The sequence below is a fragment of the Sphingomonas desiccabilis genome, from assembly GCF_004135605.1.
GTDB classification, from domain to species: domain Bacteria; phylum Pseudomonadota; class Alphaproteobacteria; order Sphingomonadales; family Sphingomonadaceae; genus Sphingomonas; species Sphingomonas desiccabilis.
The window spans coordinates 17,410-36,329 of the sequence record NZ_SDPT01000001.1 but is presented as its reverse complement, the minus strand read 5'-3'; the positions used below and the strand labels follow the sequence as shown (position 1 = coordinate 36,329).

The window sequence follows — 18,920 nt, the reverse complement described above, 5'->3', positions numbered from 1 at the left end:
GCCGGCAATGCCGACCCCCTGAAGGATTGATGCATCGGCGGGGTTTCCCCCGCCTGCAGCTTACATCGAGAAGCGCACGCCGAGCGCGAAGGTCCGATCGATCAGCAGCGTGTTGGTGTTGAACTGATCCTTGTTCCCCACCGATCCGAACTTGTAATATTCCTGCTGCTTCGCCTTGGTGAGGTTCACCGCGTCGAAGGTCACGCCGATATCGTCGGTCACGCGCCAGGTGAGCTGCAGGTCCAGGCTTTGCTCCGGGTTGCGCCACACGCCGATCGGATTGGCGAAGGACCGGCCCTCGTTGCGCTGTAGGAAGCCCTTGCGCCAGATGTACGACAAGCGGGCGCCGATCGGGCCGTTGTCGTAGGCGAGCGTCGCATTGTACGACAGCTTCGATACGCCGAAGAACGACGAGTTGGTCTCCCCGACGATTTCCCCTTCGGTGTTGGTGACGGGGATCGTCTGCTCCGAATCGAGGATCGTCGCGCTGCCGGTGAAGCCGAGACCGTCGAGCGGGCCGGGCAGATAGGTCGGGAAGTAGGTGAGCCCCAGTTCTACGCCCTTCAGCACGCCGTTCGACGCGTTCACCGGCCGGGTGATGTTGAAGTTCTCCGTATAGGTGTCGTTGCGCGGCAGGTAATTGTCCGGGATGAACTCGCGGATGGTGAGCGGCACCACCAGCCCCTCGATCTCGCGGCGGAAGCCGGTCACGTAGATCGCGCTGTTGCGCTCGAAATACCACTCCAGCGCCAGGTCCATGTTCTTGGAGTGGGTCGCGCCCAGCGTCGCCGTGCCCGAGGTGCCCGTGCCGAAGCCGATGCGCGACAGGTCGCCCGTCAGCACGCGGTTCGGGTTCAGGTCACCGAAGGCCGGACGGCGCAGCGTCTCGCCATAGTTGAAGCGCAGGCGCAGATTGTCGGTGATGCCATAGCGCGCGGTGAACGACGGCAAGAACTTCTCCGAGCCGGTCGAGACCGACGTGCGGGCAAAGTCGTTTCCGCGATCGAAATAGTCATAGTCGGTGTCGATCATGACATAGCGCACGCCGCCCTGGATCTGCAGGGGGCGACCGAACACTTCGATCTCGCCGTCCGCCACGACATAGGCGGCGGTGGTGATCTCGTTGATGCCGAAGACCTTGCCGAAGCTCAGCTGGTCGGAGAGCAGCAGGCCGGGGGCGACCGTCTGGTACAGCCGGCGCACGGCATCGTGGTCCATGGTGCGCGGATCGGCCAGAACCCAGCTGGTCGGAATGTCGGCGCGACCGTCGAAGAAGCCGCTGTTGGTGAACGGCGTGCCTACTGCGAAATCCGCCAGCGATACGCCGAGCCCGCCCGCACCCTGATCGCGCACGAAGCTGTCGGCATCGCGGTTGTCGTAGCGGAAGCCCGCCTTGATGCGGCGCAGGAAGCCCTCGTCCCAGCTGTACTCGCCGTCGAGCATCACGGTCAGCGCGCTGCCCGTGTTCTTGGTGCCGCTGTCGAACAGGTTGCCGACCGTCCAGGCGGAGGCGTCGGTCAGGACTCCCTGATTGGCGAAGCTGTAGGACGGCATGCCGCCGCCCGCGTTGAAGTCGACGTCGAGGTCGAGCGGGCCGCGGTCGGTGCGGATGGCGAAGAACGAGGTCTGGTTCTTGCTGTTCTGGTATGCGACGTCGGCGGTGATCTTGCCGCGGTCCGCCACGTCCCAGGCGCCGTTCAGGGCATAGACGAAGCTGTCGGTCTTGTTGGTGGCATAATCGCCGCTGTTGAAGCCAGCAACCGATCCGGCGCGACGCGACTTGATGATGTTGGTGCCTTCGTACAGCTCGAAGCTCGACGCAGGGTTCTCGATGTCACCCCACCAGTCGGCGAAGCTGAAGTGGAGGCTGTTGAGCGTCTTGCCACGGAAGCCCGTGTAGAAGAACTCGGCGGTGTAGACGGAGCGATCGTTCGGTGCCCATTGCAGGGCTGCGTTGACCGACGGGCGCTTGCGCTCGCCGTACAGGTCCGAGCTGATGACCGCGTCGCGCGACAGATAGTAGGGGACATCGACGCCGTTGATGTTGAGCGTCGAGCCCGGTGCGGTGGGCAGACCGGCGTCGAGGCCCGGCGTCCAGTTCTGGTTGCGATCGCCCGGGAAGATGCGCTCGAGCGGGGTCAGGCCGCTTCCGGCGGTCGGGTTTTCCGTCGCGAACGGCACCATCGCGCCCGCCTGGAGGTTCTGGTTGCGATACTTGTACTGCGAATAGCTGCCGTTGATGAGGAAGCCGATGTCGCCGATGCCGGTCTCCCAGCGGTTGCTGACCAGCAGCGCCACGTTCGGATTAATCTCGTCGGCCAGCTCGCTGTAGATGCCGCGGGCGAGGCCCGAGATCGCGAAGCCGTCGAAGTCGAGCGGGCGGCGGGTCTTGACGTCGATCTGGCCGGCGAGGCCGGTCTCGATCTGGTCGGCCGAGCGCGTCTTGTAGACGTCGATCTGCCGGACGAGGTTGGCGGAGATATCCTGCAGCGCGAACGACGTGCCGGCCGCGGTGAAGATATTGCGGCCGTTGAGCGTGGTCAGCGGGTCGGTCAGGCCACGGATGCTGATCGCTGCCGCCTCGCCGCCGGCGCGGTCGGTGATCTGCACGCCGGTGATGCGCTGGAGCGCTTCGACGACGTTATTGTCGGGCAATTTGCCGACGTCCTCGGCCACCACCGAGTCGACGATCTGGATGGATTCACGACGTACGTTAAGCGCGCCGACGATGCTGCCGCGCACGCCGGTGACGACGATCTCGCCGCCCGCGTCCTCGTCGGGGGTGGAGCCGACCGGGTCGGCTACGGTGCCGGTGGTCTGCGATGCGTCGTCCGCGGCAGTCTGTGCAAAGGCCGGCGGCGCCAGCACCAGGGCAACGACGGACGCGGTACGCAAGAAAATGGGCTTGAAAGCCATGTGCCTCTCCCCTCGCCGGGCTTGGCGACCGGGCGTAATTGATCGAAACTTTACTCCTACAAAATTACGGCAACAGCTGGGCGACGGCAAGCTGCATTCGCAAGGCCGCTGCACAGCAAGCGGGCAGCGTTGCCCGAAAGTCACGCAGCACTGGCCCCGCAACGGCAGAGCCGTGCGGGGCCAGCAGGGTCAGGAGAGAAAAGCGGGCGAAACTTCCGCGTCAGCTGACGCGGAAGACGCTGTTCTGGGTGTTGCCGCGCGTGGCGCGCGCCACGAGCCGGAGCTCGCCGCCGACATGGGCGAGTACCATATTGGGACGACCGGCGAGTGCGAACCGCACCGTGTCGCGGTCGACCGCCTCGCGCACGAAGCTGCTGCGAAGCACGAACTGACGGTCGCGCAGCGGCTGGGCCAGACGGACGCTGCCGTCGGGGGCGGCGAACAGGACCCGGTCGGTCACGTCGATGGGCGCCAGCGCGATGGCGCCCGAACCTGCCATGCTCTCGACGCTGCGGAACTGGCTGGACGGAATCGAACCCTGCCCCACCACCACGCGATCGCCGTCGTGCCGCACGAACTGCTTGGGCGCATTTGCGGGCGAGAAGCGATCCGGCACCGGGCCGTTGCCGACCGGGATGCCGAAATCGGGGGTGCCGTCCTCGCGGTAGTAGATGCGCTGGACGCGGGTGTGGCGGTTCGGGTCGAACAGCGGATCGCCGGTGATCGCCTTGTAATCGCGGCCGTGGTAGACGAGCACGTCGCGGCCCTGCTCGTCGACGGTGAAGCTGTTGTGGCCGGGACCGTAGACGCTGGTCACCTCCGAGCTCACGAACACCGGCTGGGGCGATTTCACCCAGCTCTTCGGGTCCATGATGTCGGCGTCGTCGCGCGCGGTCAGCATGCCGAGCGAATAGCGATCGTCGGTGGCGCTTGCCGAATAGGTCATGAACAGGCGGCCGTTGCGCGCGAGCACCGCTGGCGCCTCGGCCACCTTGAACCCGCGGATCTCCCAGTCGAGCGTCGGCACGGTCAGGCGCACGGCCTTGCGCGCCAGCGTCAGCGGGGTCTTGAGCGGCGCCAAATAGAGGTTGGAGTTGGTCTCGATCCCCGGCTCGCGCTCCGCCCAGCAAAAATAGGAGACGCCGCGATGCTCGAAGATCGTCGAGTCGAGGTTGAAGCCGTCGAAGGGCGACTCGAACTTGCCCAGCACCTTCCAGTTGCCGGTCATCGGATCGGGGCCGTCGCACACGATCGCATAGGTGCGGATGCGGAACACGTCCTCACCGCCGCCGCTGGGGCCGGCTGCGAAATACATGATCCACTTGCCCTGGAAGAGGTGGAGTTCGGGCGCCCAGAGGAAGCCGGACATCGGGCCGGTGGCCTCATGCCGCCACAGCACCCGCTCCTCGGCGGTCGCGAGGCCGGCGAGCGTGCGCGAGCGGCGAAGCACCAGCCGGTCGTATTCCGGCACCGAGCCGGTCAGATAGTAATAGCCGTCGGTGTTGCGGAACACCTGCGCGTCCGCGCGCTGCTTGACGAGCGGGTTCACCGGCACGGGGGCCGCGGCCGCGGCACCGGGCGCGCGCACGCCGGCGACTGCTGCCTGGGCGGCAGCGACGCTGCCGGCGGCACCGGCGAGGAAGAGGCGGCGGTCGAGATGAAGCATGTCGGCTCCCTGGATTCGGCGAGAGGAGGTCATTGGGCGGCGACGGGCCAGCCGTCGGCGCCCCAGGTCACGGGAGCGATGCGCAGCGTCGGCGCGCCGTTCTTCTCCCGATCATAGGCGTGGTAGACCACGTAATCGCGGCCATCCTTGTCGTGCAGCCAGCCGGGGTGGCCGGGGCCGCGGAAGCGCTGCTTCTCTTCCAGGTCGGCGCGCAGGAAGATCGTGCCCTGCCCCTGCATCAAGGCACTGCCGTCCTTGCCCACATAGGGCCCGGTGATCTCCTTCGATCGGCCGACCACGGTGTAATAGGTGCTGTTCACGCCCTTGCAGCAATAGTCGTAGGAGACGAACAGATAGTAATAGTCGCCATGCGGCACGATGAAGGGCGCCTCCACCGGTGCCGCCGCGCCCGCGGGCGCCATGCGGCGGGCGATCGAGAAGCGCTTTTCCTTCGGGTGGAGGAGCTTGCCGGTCTTCCGGTCGAGCTCGAACAGCTTGATGCCGCTCCAGAAGCTGCCGAGCGACAGCCAGTGGCGACCCTGACGGTCGACCACGAAGTTCGGGTCGATGGCGTTGAAGTCGTCGCTGGGCATCGACTGCACCACCAGGCCCTCGTCGCGCCAGGCGAACTTGGGCGACTTCGGATCCAGCGTGGCATTGGTCGCCATGCCGATCGCAGAGCGGTTCGAGCCGAAGGTCGACACGGAGTAATAGAGCCGCCAGCGGCCGTTCACGAACGCGATGTCGGGCGCCCACATGCCGTTGGTGCCGGGCACCGCCTTGGACGCCCAAGCAGGCATCTTGGTGAACACGGGCGCACCCGCGTTCCAATGGATCAGGTCGGGGGAGTGCTTGGTCTCGACCAGGCGATCGCCGTGGCCGGTGCCGAAGACGTAGTAGGTATCGCCCTCGCGCGCGATCACGGGATCGTGGGTGGGGACGAGGTCGCCGGTCAGCCGCGCGTTGAGGCTGGGCGCCTGCTGCGCCGTCGCGGCGGCTGCGCCCAGCACCAGCGCGGCTCCTATCAGAAGCGACCGTAGCATTGTATCCTCTCCTCCGCCTGTGCTCCTGCGAAGGCAGGAGCACAGGGTTTCTATGCGTCACGCCTGTGGCCCTGGGCCCCTGCCTGCGCAGGGGCACAAGGCCGCAGGTTATTGCAGTTCCAGCACGACCACCGACTTGGCCGGCAGCGTCACCGTCAGCGTGCCGCCGTTCACCTGCGCGCCGTTGAAAGCGGCAGGCTTCACCACCTCGGGTGCGTCGAACGTGTTGTGTGCGTTGATCGCGGGCGCGGTCAGCACCCGGCCGGTCACCGAAGAAGCAGTGATGCCGTCCAGGTTGACGGTGACGGTGTTCGCCTGGTTCGGATCGAGGTTGGACAGGCCGATGTGGACCTTGCCGTCCTTGCCGCGCACCGCCGAACCGCTGACGGCACGCATGGTGAACTGGTCCTTGTTGTACCACGGCGTGTTGATCGTGATCGGCAGCACGGTCGCGTCCTGCCATGGCTTGTACATCTCGAACACGTGGTAGGTCGGCGTCAGCACCATCTTGCCGCCGTCGGTCAGGATCATCGCCTGCAGCACGTTCACCATCTGCGCGATCGCCGACATGCGGACGCGGTCGGCATGCTTGGCGAAGATGTCGAGGTGGATCGAGGCGATCAGCGCGTCGCGCAGCGTGTTCTGCTGGCGCAGGAAGCCCGGGTGCGTGCCCGGATCCTGGGCATACCAGGCGCCCCATTCGTCGACCGCCAGGAAGATGCGCTTCTGCGGATCATATTTGTCCATGATCGCGCTGTGCTTGGTGATCAGCTCGTCCATGCGCCACGCGCCGGCGAGCGCATCGGCCCAGCCGTTCTCGTCGAAGTCGACGGCAGGTGCCCGCGGCGGCCAGCCGCCGGCGGGATGGACGTAATAGTGGAGCGACACGCCGTCGAGCTGCGGCGCCGCCACCCGCATCATCGTCTCGGTCCAGTTATAGTCCTCGACGTTCGCGCCTGCCGCGATCTTCATGATCTTGGTGCCGGCCGGCGCCTTGATGAAGGTCGCGTAGCGGCGGGTCTCGTCGGCCGCGAACTCGGGCCGCATGTTGCCGCCGCAACCCCACAGTTCGTTGCCGACGCCGAAGAACGGCACCGCCCAGGGCGCCTTGTGGCCGTTCTTCGCGCGTTCGTCGGCGAGGCTGCCGGCCGGCGAGGTCATGTATTCGACCCACTCCGCCATTTCGCGCGGGGTGCCGTTGCCGACGTTGCCGGCGACATAGGCTTCGGCGCCGACCTGGCGCAGCAGCTCGAAGAACTCGTGCGTGCCCACGGTGTTCGGCTCGGTCACGCCGCCCCAGTGGGTGTTGATCTTGATCGGGCGCTTGTTCTGCGGACCGATGCCCTCACGCCAGTGATATTCGTCGGCGAAGCAGCCGCCCGGCCAGCGGATCACCGGAACGGAAAGGTTGCGGAGCGCCGCCACCACGTCGTTGCGGAAGCCGTTGGTGTTCGGGATCTTGGAGTTCTTGCCGACCCACAGCCCCTCGTAGATGCCGTGGCCCAGATGCTCGGCGAACTGGGTGAAGATGCGGCGGTCATAGGTCGGCCCGGGCTGGTTGCCCGCGATCGAGACGGTGGCGGTGCCGGCGGCCGGCGGCTGGCTGGGCGCGCTCTGACCAGGAGCGGTCTGGGCGCCTGCGGCGAGCGGCGCCGCCGAAAGCATCAGCGCAAGCGCTGCGCGACGGAGGGTCCGGATCATGGGTCGTCTCTCCCTTTGCTGCCGCAGCTGAAGACCGCAGCCTGGTTCCCACCCTCTCATGGGGTGCACGACGGCCGGGCGAAGTGCGCGTCCGTATTACTCGGACATATGGCAGCGCCCAGTTTTACGCAATCGCGTTCGGGCAGCAGCAATGGAACGTAAAACGGGCGGAGTGTCGCCACCCCGCCCGCAAGAGACTTCGATGGGACCGCGCTCAGGCGACGCTGAGGCCCACGTCCACGTTGTTCCTGGTGGCATTCGAATAAGGGCAGATCTGGTGCGCGGCCTCGACCAGCTTCTGCGCATCGGCGCGCTCGACCCCGGGCAGCGTCACTTCCAGATCGGCGGTGATGCCGAAGCCGCCCGCCGCACGCGGGCCGATGCCGACGGTCGCGGTGATGCTGGTCTCCGCCGGCACTCGCACCTTGAGCTGCTGGCCCGCGACCTTCAGCGCGCCGAGGAAGCAGGCAGCATAGCCCGCCGCGAACAGCTGCTCGGGATTGGTCCCCTCGCCCCCGGCGCCGCCGAGTTCCTTGGGCGTCGCCAGCTGAACTTCCAGGCGGCCATCCGCGGTACGGGCACGGCCATCGCGGCCCCCGGTAGCGGTGGCGGAGGTGCGATACTTCACGTCGACGGACATATGCTGACTCCTGCGAAAGATCCTTATTGCGATAAACAATATGGAGAACGCACCAGCACATGTCCAGACGGTTTCTTTATCGCGATATGTTTTTTTCCTCGAGTTGCTGTCGGGCATGCAGCGGACAGGCTCGCTCACTTTCCGCGTGCATCCCGAAGCTGGCTAGGTGGCGACACGGAAGCTCCGGAGCGGCATGCGCGATCGGCCGTTACGCCGACCGGCCGCTACCCGCGAGGGTCGCAGGGAGCGATCGTGCCGGCGGGCGGCGTGACCCGCGTCGGCCGAGAGGTGAGCACTTCCCACTCCTGCACCGCCATCGCCCGGTTCGTTCCGTCCACACGCGCGGCCTGGAAGACCGCACGCAGGCACCGGGTCCGGAGGCGAGCGAAGCGCGTCCGCTGGAAGGCACCGACGGCGGTGCCATAGCGGTCGGCGCGCCGAACCGGCTTCCAGCTGCCGTCCCAATATTCGATGCGCCAGGTCGCGGGCGGCGCGATGCCGGCCTGTCGGTCGGCGAAGAACCAGATGCGGGATTCCTCCACCGTCACGGGATCGGGCCAGCGGTATTCGATCCACTGCTGCGGCGGGCTTCCGGGACTCGCGCTGCCCCACATCTCTGGCGGCAGCGGCGACGCCCTGGTGGCGCCGTCGTTGAGCGCACGCAGCCAATAGCGCACGGGAACCGGCTCGTTCGAGGCGGCGGGGACGGCCGCCGGGGCGATGTTGCGGCCGGGCGGCGGCACCGGCTGCGGGCTGCGGGTCGGCACCAGCGGGCGGATCGCGGGCGGGCTGACGCTGTCGTCCCACTCCAGCCGGTCGATCGCGACGCTGCGACGGAAGTGACCGCCGCCCGCGCCATCGGCGGTGTGATAGGCCAGATACCACTGCCCGCGATACTCGACCGCACCCGGATGCGACGTGGTGGAGGACACCGGCTTCAGCACGGTGCCGCGATAGGTCCAGGGGCCCAGCGGCGTCGGCGCGGTGCCATAGGCGATGCAGGCGTGGTAGAGCGTCGGCGTGCACGGCGAGTCCGGGCCGGCATTGTTGCCGGCGTAGAGCAAGTAATAGATGCCCTTGCGCTTCATCAGCCACGGCGCCTCGAAGAAGCCGGTCAGCGCCGTCACCGCAATCGGGCGCCCCTTGGGCGTCACCATGTCGCGCTCCAGCTCGATGCCGCGCAGCTTCCCGAACGTCCCCCAATAGAGATAGACGCGGCCGTCGTCGTCGACGAGCACGGTCGGGTCGATGTTCTGGATGGTGTTGGGTTCGGGCACGCGCTGCGACACGATCGGGCCGGCGGGGTGCGCGTCCACCCAGGGGCCGGTCGGGTGGTCCGCCACGGCGACGCCGATGGCAAAGCCGTCCTTGGCGTCGGTGTTCGCCTCCAGCACCGGCGCGTAGAGATAAAGGCGGTTATCCGGGCCCTTCACGATCTGCCCGGCATAGGCGCGGCCGGGCTCCGCCCATTGGAAGATGCCCTCCGGCGTCGCGACCGCCGGATAGTGCGTCCAGGCACCCGCGGCCGGAGCCCGCGTGGCAAGCAGCTGCCACTCGTTCATGATGAAGTCGTTGACGTCTGGAGGCGCCTCGTCGCGGCCGGCGAGGATGTAGAGCGTGTCGTCGAGCACCACCGGCGCCGGATCGGTCGAATAGAAGCGCCCGTCCGCGAGGATTGGGTTGCCGGCGCTCTGCACCGGCACGCCTTGTTGCGCGGCGGCCGGCCACGCCGCTGCGAGCAGCGCCGCGAGCGCGACCGACCGAGCCGCGCGCATGTTATTCCTCGTCCGGGTACGGCCCCTTGCCGCCTTCCGCGATCAGCTGGTCGACCCGCGCTGCCATCACCGGCAGCGGCACCGATCCGAGCTCGAGCACCGCGTCATGGAAGTTGCGGATGTTGAACTTGGGGCCGAGCGCCTGTTCGGCCTTGGCGCGCGCTTCCTGGATCGCGAGCTCTCCGAGGTAATAGGACAGCGCCTGCCCCGGCCAGGCGATGTAGCGGTCGACCTCGGTCGTGATCTCGTGATCGGCCATGGCGGTGTTGTCGTGGAGGTACTTCTGCGCCTGCTCGCGGCTCCATCCCTTGGTGTGGATGCCGGTGTCGACCACCAGCCGAGCCGCGCGCCACATCTGGTAGCTGAGCATGCCGAACACGTCATAGGGCGTGTCGTACATCCCCATCTCTTCGCCCAGCGCCTCGCAGTAGAGCGCCCAGCCCTCTCCATAGGCAGAGATATAGCTGTCGCGGCGGAACGCCGGCAGGCTGGTGTTCTCCGCCGCCAGCGGCATCTGGAAGGCGTGGCCCGGCGCGCTTTCGTGCAGGGTCAGCGCCGGGATCGAATAGAGCGGGCGCGCCGGCAGGTTGTAGGTGTTGACGAGGTAGATGCCCGGTCCGCCGCGCCCGCCGGTGTAGAAGGGCGCGACCTCGTCCGGCACCGGCTTGATCGCGAAGCGGCTGCGCGGCAGCCGGCCGAAATACTGGCTGGCCTTGCCGTCAAAGGTCTTGGCGACCCAGGCGGCGCGGTCGAGCAGCGCCTGCGGGGTCTTGGCGTAGAACTGCGGATCGGTGCGCAGGAAGGTGAGGAACGCCGGCAGGTCACCCTGGAAGCCGACCTGCTGCTTCACCTCCAGCATCCGCGCGCGGATCTTGGCGACTTCGGACAGGCCGATCGCGTGGATCTCGTCCGGCGTCTTGTCGAGCGTGGTGAACTCGCGGATTTTGGACTGGTAGTACGCCTTGCCGCCGGGAAGGTGGTAGGCGTCCAGCTCCTTGCGGGCGCCGGGGATATATTCGGCGCGCAGGAATTTGAGCAGCTTGGCGTGGGCGGGCACCACCGCCTCGCGGATCGCCGCCTCTCCCTCCTTGCGCAGCGCCGCCTGGGTCGCCGCCGGAACGGTGGAGGGCATCTTGCGGAACGGCGCGTAGAAGGTCTGGTCGTCGAGCGTCTTGGCCTCGGCGACCTGTGCGACGCCGAGGTCGCGGCCCTTCAGCGTGATCGCCGACGGGGTGAAGCCGCGCTTGAGGCCGGCGCGCATGTTCGCGATCTGCTGGTCATAATAGCGCGGCACCTCCCGCAGCATCGCGATGTAATTGCGATAGGCGGTCTCGTTGTCGAGCGGCTCGCGCGCCCAGCCGGCGATGTCGCCCCAGAAGCTGGTGTCGGCGTTGAGCGGCTTTTCATATTCGCGGTAGCGCTGCTCCGCCAAGAGCGCGTCGATCTGCCCCTTGTAGACCGCGAAGTTGACGCGGTTGGCAGGCGACAGCGTGGCCGGATCAATGGCGGCGAGCGCCCGTTCGGTCGCTTCCCAGCGCTGAAGCTTTTCGGCCTGTATCTTGGGGCCGACGTCCGGCAGGCGCTTGGCCGCGCCGGCGGGGCTGTCCTCATTGGGGGCGGACTGCTGCTTTCGCCATTCCCATTCGGCCGTATAGATCGCCTCGAACTGCTGGTCGGCAGTCTGGGTTGCCGCCGCCTGTGCCGGGGCCGCGGCAACCGCCGCCTCCACCGCCGCCAGCTGGCCCATCATCAACGCTGCCCCAAGCAGAAACCGTACCTTGCGCATGTCTAAGCCTTGCCCCCCTGTGCCAGCGCCATCAGATCGGCGTGGAGCGACGCGGGCACCCGCACGCCTTCCACCAGGCTGCGCCGGCGCGCGGCATAGCGCCGGGATCCCGGCAGGCGCGCACCCTGCGTTTCGATTGCCTCGAACATCGCTTCCGCCCGCGTGAGATGCTCGGCGACGCCCGCACCCAGAAAGCCCGCCGGGTCGATCGCGAGCACCAGCTCCCCCCCCAGGGGCGATCCGCCCGCGCCATCATCGGCCGCCATCGATTCCTTGCTGGTCATGTCGCCGATCAGCGGCCCGGCGATCAGCTCGACCATCGCGGCGAGCGCCGACCCCTTGTGCCCGCCAAAGGTCCGCATCGCGCCCGAGAGCACCGCCGCGGCGTCGGTGGTGGGATTGCCGTCGGCGTCATAGCCCCAATCGTCGGGCACGGGCTTGCCCGCGCGACGGTGGAGCTCGATTTCGCCGCGCGCGACCGCGCTGGTTGCAAAGTCGAACACGAACGGCTCGCGGCCCGGCCGTGGCCAGCCGAACGCGATCGGGTTGGTGCCGAACACCGGCTCGGTACCGCCCGCCGGCGCCACCCAGGCGTGGCTGGGGGTGAAGGCGAGCGCCACCAGCCCCTGCTCGGTCAGCGCCTCGACCTCGGGCCAGAGCGCGGCGAAGTGGACAACGTTGTTGAGCGCGAGCGCGGCGATGCCGAACTTGCGCGCCTTTTCCACCAGCAGCGGCTTGCCGCGTTCGAAGGCGAGCTGGGCAAAGCCGCCGCCGCCATCGACCCGCACCAGCGCCTGTGCGGGCTCGCTGACCACCGGCACCGCGTCCTTCGACACACGGCCGGTGGCGATGCTGCGGGTCGCGACCAGCAGCCGGTAAACGCCGTGCGAGCCGCAGCCGTCGCGTTCGCCGGCGACCAGAGTCTCGGCAACCGCCGCGGCATGATCGGCGGAGAGGCCGGCGCCGGACAGCACGCCGCGCGACAGGGTGCGGACCTCGTCCAGCGTCATCGGCACGGTGTCGGCGGGCGTGGTCTCGCTCACGTCGTCGCGCCGGGCTTCGCGGTGAACAGGCGGACGCCGAACACCGGCCCAGCGCTGCTGCGGTCATGCGGCACGAACTTCACCTTCACGCTCTGCTTGCCCTTGGTAAGGGCCTCGGGAAGCGGATATTCGACGTCGAAGAACTTGCCCGGCTGGTCGTTCTCCAGATGCTGGGTGGCGAGCTTCACATTGTCGACGAGGATGTCGAAGTCGCGCGCGCGCTCGCTGCCCCAATAGCTGGCCTGCAGGACGAGCGGGCCCGGCTTGGTCTTCATCGAGAATTCGAAATAGCCGCCCGAGCGCGCGTCGCGGCCGTTCCTGCCGCGGTAGGAGACGGGATAGGAGATTTCCGAGGTAAGATTGTGGTCGCGCTCCGGCTGCATCTCGCCCAGGTGCATGACGTCGACCGAGCGGGCGGCAATGTCCTTCACGCGCGCCTGTTCCGCGAGGAACGCGACCTGCTCGTTCTTCCAACCGGCCTCGCTGAAGCGCTTGAAGTAGACGGCGCTGCGCCGCTCATACTGCGAGTAGAAGGGCACGAACGTCAGGTCTGCAGGACGCAGCAGCCCCTTGGTGGCATAGGTCGCGCGGCCCTGCGCCGGGGTAAAGGCGGCGAGCGGCTGTTCGCCGACCATCGCAGGATCCGCGCCCTGCCATTCGCCTTCGCCCGCACCGAGATCGGCTGCCAGCACCATCGGCCCGCGCACCACCGCGACCGTGTTTTGGTCGCCCGGCGCCGATTCGAGCCGCAGTTCCAGGGGGAAGGTGATCGCGACCACGTCGCCCGCCTTCCAGCGGCGGTCGACCACGGCATAGCCGTTGCCGATCGCGGGGGTGACGGGCTGGCCGTTGACGGTGACCTGCACGGTATCGCCTGCCCAGCCGGGTACGCGCAGCGCGATCGGGAAGCGCCCGCGCTTGTTCAGCGCCGCGAGCGTCAGGCGCGCACCGGGCTCGAACGGATAGCTGGTTTCCAGCGCGACCTGCGCGCCGCGCGTCTGCCACTGCGCCTCGGCCGGGATGTAGAGGTTGACGATCAGGCCGCCCTCACCCTCCCAGAAGATCGCCTCGCCATGTTTGGCGTGGCTTTCCATGCCGGAGCCGACGCAGCACCAGAAGGGATCGTCGTTCGGGTCCGAATAGCCGCGCTTCGTGCCCGTCATCAGCGGCGTCATATAGGTGAAGCCGCCCGTCTTGGGGTTCTGCGCCGACATGACGTGGTTGAGGTGCGCGCGCTCATAAAAGTCGAACAGCGCGCCGTCGGGCTGCCAGTGGTAGAGTTGCTGCGTCAGCTTGAGCATGTTGTACGTGTTGCAATGCTCGCACGTCTGCTCGGTGATGTGGTTGGCGATGCTGTCGGGTTCGGAGAAATACTCACGGTCCGCGTTGCCGCCGATCACATAGCTGTGATGCTGCGTCACCGTCTTCCAGAAGAAGGTGGCGGCATTGCGCTGCTCGGGCTTGCCGGTGAGGTCGTGGAGGCGGGCCAGGCCGACCAGCTTTGGCACCTGGGTATTCGCGTGGAAGTTGGCGAGCTTGTCCTCGCCCGCGACCAGCGGGTCGAGCACGCGGTGGTCGTAGAGCCGCTCCGCGACTTTCAGCCAACGCTTGTCGTTGGTGCGCGAATAGAGGACGGCATAGCTCTCGTTGAGGCCGCCGTACTCGCAGCTCAGAAGCTTCTCCATCTGCGCGTCGTCGAGGGCCGCGAACACCCGCTCGAAATAGCCGCCCAGGCCGGTGACGACCTGAAGCGCCTTGGGATTGCCCCAGGCGCCGTGGATGTCGAGCAGGCCCGCGAACAGCTTGTGCACGGTGTAGAGCGGCGACCAGCTGCCGTTGAGGTCGAAGCCGCCGGAACGGATGTCGCCCTTCATCACCTCGGGGAAGATCTCCTCCCCGTCGACGATGGTGCCGTCCTTCCGCTTGCGCCCGAGGGCACCGACATAGCCTGTGCCGCGCGCGGCCTGCGCCTCGGCGAGTTCGTCGACGATATAGTCGGCGCGGCGGCGGCATTCCGGGTCGCCGGTCTGCTGCCACGTCAGCACCAGCGCGGTCATGTAGTGGCCAAGCGTGTGGCCGGCGATCGTGTCGTTCTCCCAGCCGCCGTAGATCGGCGCCCTGGGCTCGAGCCCGGCATATTTGCGGAAATTGTGGAGAAAGCGATCGGGATCGAGCCGATGCAGATAGCCCCGGTTGACCTCGACGGCGGTCGCATAGTCGGACGGCTTGAGCCGGACGGCCGCAAGCGGTAGCGGCTTGGGCTTGGCGGGCAGCAGCGACGCGCCCGGATTCGCCACCCGCGCCATCGCGCTCGCGCTCTGCGCTGCGAAGACCAACGTGGCTGCCCCTACCAGCAGTTCCCTACGGCTGCTCTCGATCACATGCCTCTCCCGTGAAATACGGTATACGATTACGGCGGGCTTTTAGCGGCGTCAACCGGTGCCATCCTCATGGTAGCTCCAACATCGTATAATGTATTTGACGTACCGAGGTGCGGCTGGTTTCATGCTGGGGAATACACCTGCAGCCCGCCGCCGCAGACTAGGAGCCCCACCCAATGCACGTCCTGCGTACCCTGCCCCTCGTCGCTTTGCTAGCAGCCGTGCCGCTGGTCCCGGCCCTGCAGCCCGCTTGGTCGCAGGAGAAGCCGGTAAAGAAGGTCGCCAAGCCGATCGCGCGCACCGCGTACCGGACTGCGGAGTTCCGCATGGAGCTGCGCAGCGACACGGGGACGCTCGCGCGTCTGTCCCCCAACGCCGAGCCTGCGTTCGACTTCGTGCCCGGCGCGCGGGCGGCGGAGCGGGCGGAGGACGGCTATGTCCATCTCGGCGACCTCAACCTGCGGCTGCGCGCGCCCGGCGGCGCATGGCAGGATTTCGCCTCCTCCAAGAAGCGTGCACCGATCCGCAAGCTCGCTGCGCGGCCGGGCACGCTCGCGGCCGCCGACATCACCGCCAGCATGGGCGCGGGCTTTCCGCTGAAGGTGGAGCGGCGCTGGGCGACGGAGGGCAAGGCGGTCGCGCTACGCTTCACCCTTACCAACCCCGGCAGCACGCCCGTCGAGATCGGGGGCCTCGGCATGCCGATGGTGTTCGACAACATCATCACCGACCGTGAGCTGGACACGGCCCATGCGCAGGCGAGCTTCGTCGACCCCTATATCGGCCGCGACGCCGGCTACCTGCAGGTGACCCGCCTGAACGGCAAGGGGCCGGCGTTGCTGGTGATTCCGGAGCGCGGCACCCCGCTGGAGGCCTATCGCCCGATCGCAGAGGCCGCCCACGCCGAACCGGGCGACATCTTCACCGATCGCAGCCCGCGCGGCCAGACCTCGGAAGGCTTCTACGACTGGACGGTCGCCAGCAAGGGCTTTGCCGACAAGGAATGGAAGAACGCCGGCGAGCAGTGGAACACGCCAACCAGCATCACCCTGACGCCGGGCGAGACCCGCACCATCGGTGTGCGGCTGGTGCAGGCGCCCTCCATCCGCGGCATCGAGAACACGCTGGTGCAGCAGGCGCGGCCCGTCGCCGTCGGCATCCCCGGCTATGTCGTGCCGACCGACATGGACGCATCGCTGTTCCTGAAGAGCACCCAGCCCGTCATCCGGGTAGAGAGCGAGCCCGCCGGCGCGCTCACCGCGACCCCGGCGGCGCCTATCAACGGATGGGCCCGCTATGCCGTGCGCGCCAGCGGCTGGGGCCGGGCGCGCCTCTCTATCACCTATGCCGACAACAGCGTGCAGGCGGTGAGCTACTTCATCACCAAGCCGCTCGAACAGGCGGTCGCCGACCTCGGCCGCTTCTCGACTACCCGGCAATGGTACGACGACCGTTCCGACCCGTTCCGGCGCGGCCCGGCCGTCATGTCCTATGATCGCGAGGCGAACCGCATCGTCACGCAGGACGCCCGCGTCTGGATCGCGGGGCTGAGCGACGAGGGCGGCGCCGGCGCCTGGGTCGCCGCGATGATGAAGCAGCTCAACAATCCGGTGCCGGAGGAAGTCGCCAAGCTCGAGCGGATGATGAACGAGACGGTGGTCGGCAAGCTGCAGGTGGCAAGCGGCCCGCAGGCGGGCGCCGTCAAGAAGAGCCTGTTCTATTACGAGCCCGGGCAGCACGGCGACTATTACGACCCGGCCTTGAACTGGAAGAACTGGACCGCCTGGACCAAAAAGCAATCCGACGACCTCGGCCGCTCCTACAATTATCCGCACGTCGCCGCCGGCCATTGGGTGATGTACCGGCTAGCCCGCAACCACACCGGCCTGGTGAAGGCTCACGACTGGCGCTGGTATCTGGAGCGTGCCTACCAGACCACGGTCGCGATGATGCGCGACGCGCCGCATTATGCGCAGTTCGGCCAGATGGAGGGCGACGTGTTCGTCGACATCCTCAAGGACCTGAAGCGCGAGGGGATGGCGCCCGAGGCCGCCGAGATGGAACGGCTGATGAAGGGCCGCGCCGATCACTGGAAGACCCTGCCCTATCCGTTCGGCAGCGAGATGGCCTGGGATTCGACCGGCCAGCCCGAGGTCTATGCATGGATGCGCTATTTCGGCCACCAGCCGCAGGCCGACGAAACGCGCGAGGTGATCCTGGCCTATGATCCGGCCGTCCCGCACTGGGGCTATAACGGCAATGCGCGCCGCTACTGGGATTTCCTCTATGGCGGCAAGGTCCCGCGGATCGAGCGGCAGATCCACCATTATGGCTCGACCCTCAACGCGGTGCCGCTGTTCGACGCCTTCCGCGCGAACCCGAAGGACACCCACCTGCTGCGCGTCGCCTATGGCGGGTTGATGGGCGGCATCACCAACATCGACCAGGAGGGCTTCTCCAGCGCCGCCTTCCACGCCTATCCCGACATGATGAAATGGGACGCCTATACCGGCGATTATGGCATGGGCTTCTTCGGCAATGCCTATGCGACGGCGACTTATCTGGTGGATGACCCGACCTTCGGCTGGCTCGCCTATGGCGGCAATCTGAAGCAGCAGGGCGGCACGCTGCGCGTCGAGCCCAAGGACAGCGCGCGCACGCGGCTGTTCGTGGCGCCGGCCGGGCTGTGGCTGACGCTGGAGGCGGGCAAGATCGACGCGGCGGATTATGATCCCGCGAGCGGCCGGCTGACGCTGACGCTGTCGGGCAAGACGCGCTTCACCCCGGCCGCACGCCTGCTGGTGGAGACCACGGTCGCGGGCGCACGCGCCTATGGGGTCGACGACGCAAAGCTGGAGCGCGGGGCCTATACGATCCCGCTGGCGGGCAGCGGCACGCACGTCACCCTCACCCCCCGGTAGGCGGGAGACGGGAGCGGCAGAGAACCGCCGCTCCCGTTCCGTCAGGATGCAGCCGGCGGAGTCGGTACCTTCTGGGTGCCGTAGAGGCGCGGGTCCGTGGGCCCGAGTTCGAGCGGCGGGCCCATGGCCGGCGGCTCGGCGACGAATTCGAACTCGCCCTTGCCGTCCATCGACGGGCCCGATGCCCAGCGGCCGGTGGCGCTTTCGCCGCCGCGCGAATGCTGGAGGTACTTGTACGCGAATTCCTCGCGCTCCAGCTCCTTGGGGAAGGTGACGGGAACCGGGGTCTGGTCCAGGCCGTCGGCCTCCAGCTCGGCGATCGCGGCCAGCCACTGGTTCTGGTGCATGGTGTCACGGGCGATCAGGTAGCTCAGCATGTCCTTCACGCCGGGATCGTCCGTCATGTTGTAGAGACGGGCGGCCTGGAGGCGACCCTGGCTCTCGGCCGTCACGTTGAAGCGGAAGTCGGCCAGCAGGTTGCCGCTCGCGACGATGTAGTCGGCGGTCCAGCGGTTGCCCTGCGAGTCCACCGGCATCGCGCCGCCGCCGCTGACGATCGCGTGCTGCGGGCTCATCGCGGCGAACACCACGTCGTCGACACGCGCGCCGCCCATCACCGCGCCGACGATCGAATCCTTGGCGGCATGTTCCTGCGCTTCCACCGGGGACTGTTCGAGCAGCCGGGCGACCATCGTCGCCAGCATCTCGACATGGCCGATCTCCTCCGTGCCGATGTCGAAGGTCATGTCGCGATACTTGATCGGGCCGCGACTGTTCCAGGCCTGGAACATGTAGCCCAGCATCACGCTGATCTCGCCCCACTGGCCGCCGATCAGCTCCTGGAGCTTCTTGGCATAGAGAGGATCGGGACGCTCGGGCGTGCAGTTGTAGGCCGCCTCCTTGATGTGGATGAACATGGGAACTCCTCCGGTTGCGGTGACGCCTGAAGAAACCTGAAGGCTTCCGGCATCCCGCAAGCGCTCCGCAGAGAGCGAAGGTTCGCGCCACTGCGACGGGAGGAGGCGCGCAGCGGATATTACGCGGACGG

The 18,920-nt window shown here is 67.5% G+C and carries 11 protein-coding genes; 1 reads left to right on the top strand and 10 read right to left on the bottom strand.

The features are described from left to right. Positions 1-60: 60 nt before the first annotated feature. From EO081_RS00110 to EO081_RS00070, 9 genes are all read right to left on the bottom strand, one after another. Positions 61-2,916: a TonB-dependent receptor gene (locus tag EO081_RS00110; protein ID WP_129339968.1), complete on the bottom strand. Its 2,856-nt coding sequence runs from the start codon at positions 2,914-2,916 to the stop codon at positions 61-63. A gap of 220 nt (positions 2,917-3,136) precedes the next feature. Continuing rightward, a complete protein-coding gene (locus tag EO081_RS00105) occupies positions 3,137-4,582 on the bottom strand; it encodes a glycoside hydrolase family 43 protein (RefSeq protein WP_129339967.1) in 1,446 nt (481 codons plus the stop codon). A gap of 29 nt (positions 4,583-4,611) precedes the next feature. Next, a complete protein-coding gene (locus EO081_RS00100; protein WP_129339966.1) occupies positions 4,612-5,625 on the bottom strand; it encodes an arabinan endo-1,5-alpha-L-arabinosidase in 1,014 nt (337 codons plus the stop codon). A 108-nt stretch (positions 5,626-5,733) separates the two neighbouring features. Continuing rightward, entirely contained in the window at positions 5,734-7,326 is a 1,593-nt protein-coding gene (locus EO081_RS00095) for an alpha-N-arabinofuranosidase (RefSeq protein WP_129339965.1), read from the bottom strand. A gap of 214 nt (positions 7,327-7,540) precedes the next feature. Then, complete coding sequence (locus EO081_RS00090) at positions 7,541-7,966, bottom strand: organic hydroperoxide resistance protein (RefSeq protein WP_129339964.1); 426 nt, start codon at positions 7,964-7,966, stop codon at positions 7,541-7,543. 224 nt (positions 7,967-8,190) lie between these two features. Next, positions 8,191-9,741 carry a family 43 glycosylhydrolase gene (locus EO081_RS00085; RefSeq protein WP_129339963.1) on the bottom strand — a complete coding sequence of 517 codons (1,551 nt, stop codon included), beginning with the start codon at positions 9,739-9,741 and terminating at the stop codon, positions 8,191-8,193. A gap of 1 nt (position 9,742) precedes the next feature. Further along, positions 9,743-11,527, bottom strand: coding sequence for a DUF885 domain-containing protein (locus EO081_RS00080; protein WP_240697470.1), 1,785 nt, complete (start codon positions 11,525-11,527; stop codon positions 9,743-9,745). A gap of 2 nt (positions 11,528-11,529) precedes the next feature. Continuing rightward, positions 11,530-12,537, bottom strand: a complete 1,008-nt coding sequence (locus EO081_RS00075; protein WP_129341345.1) for an Ldh family oxidoreductase — start codon at positions 12,535-12,537, stop codon at positions 11,530-11,532. A 29-nt stretch (positions 12,538-12,566) separates the two neighbouring features. Next, positions 12,567-14,951 carry a beta-L-arabinofuranosidase domain-containing protein gene (locus EO081_RS00070; protein ID WP_311719738.1) on the bottom strand — a complete coding sequence of 795 codons (2,385 nt, stop codon included), beginning with the start codon at positions 14,949-14,951 and terminating at the stop codon, positions 12,567-12,569. 176 nt (positions 14,952-15,127) lie between these two features. On the opposite strand from EO081_RS00070, the gene EO081_RS00065 reads away from it, so the two are divergent. Next, a complete protein-coding gene (locus EO081_RS00065) occupies positions 15,128-17,872 on the top strand; it encodes a DUF5695 domain-containing protein (protein ID WP_129339962.1) in 2,745 nt (914 codons plus the stop codon). A gap of 41 nt (positions 17,873-17,913) precedes the next feature. Here the strand turns inward: EO081_RS00065 and EO081_RS00060 are convergent, their stop codons facing one another. Further along, a complete protein-coding gene (locus tag EO081_RS00060) occupies positions 17,914-18,789 on the bottom strand; it encodes a manganese catalase (RefSeq protein ID WP_129339961.1) in 876 nt (291 codons plus the stop codon). Between the last annotated feature and the right edge of the window lie 131 nt (positions 18,790-18,920).

What these genes read in the sequence shown, in the direction of transcription:
- EO081_RS00110 (WP_129339968.1), bottom strand. Translation starts at nt 2,916, where the DNA reads ATGGCTTTCAAGCCCATTTTCTTGCGTACCGCGTCCGTCGTTGCCCTG.
- EO081_RS00105 (WP_129339967.1), bottom strand. Translation starts at nt 4,582, where the DNA reads ATGCTTCATCTCGACCGCCGCCTCTTCCTCGCCGGTGCCGCCGGCAGC.
- EO081_RS00100 (WP_129339966.1), bottom strand. Translation starts at nt 5,625, where the DNA reads ATGCTACGGTCGCTTCTGATAGGAGCCGCGCTGGTGCTGGGCGCAGCC.
- EO081_RS00095 (WP_129339965.1), bottom strand. Translation starts at nt 7,326, where the DNA reads ATGATCCGGACCCTCCGTCGCGCAGCGCTTGCGCTGATGCTTTCGGCG.
- EO081_RS00090 (WP_129339964.1), bottom strand. Translation starts at nt 7,966, where the DNA reads ATGTCCGTCGACGTGAAGTATCGCACCTCCGCCACCGCTACCGGGGGC.
- EO081_RS00085 (WP_129339963.1), bottom strand. Translation starts at nt 9,741, where the DNA reads ATGCGCGCGGCTCGGTCGGTCGCGCTCGCGGCGCTGCTCGCAGCGGCG.
- EO081_RS00080 (WP_240697470.1), bottom strand. Translation starts at nt 11,527, where the DNA reads ATGCGCAAGGTACGGTTTCTGCTTGGGGCAGCGTTGATGATGGGCCAG.
- EO081_RS00075 (WP_129341345.1), bottom strand. Translation starts at nt 12,537, where the DNA reads ATGACGCTGGACGAGGTCCGCACCCTGTCGCGCGGCGTGCTGTCCGGC.
- EO081_RS00065 (WP_129339962.1), top strand. Translation starts at nt 15,128, where the DNA reads ATGCACGTCCTGCGTACCCTGCCCCTCGTCGCTTTGCTAGCAGCCGTG.
- EO081_RS00060 (WP_129339961.1), bottom strand. Translation starts at nt 18,789, where the DNA reads ATGTTCATCCACATCAAGGAGGCGGCCTACAACTGCACGCCCGAGCGT.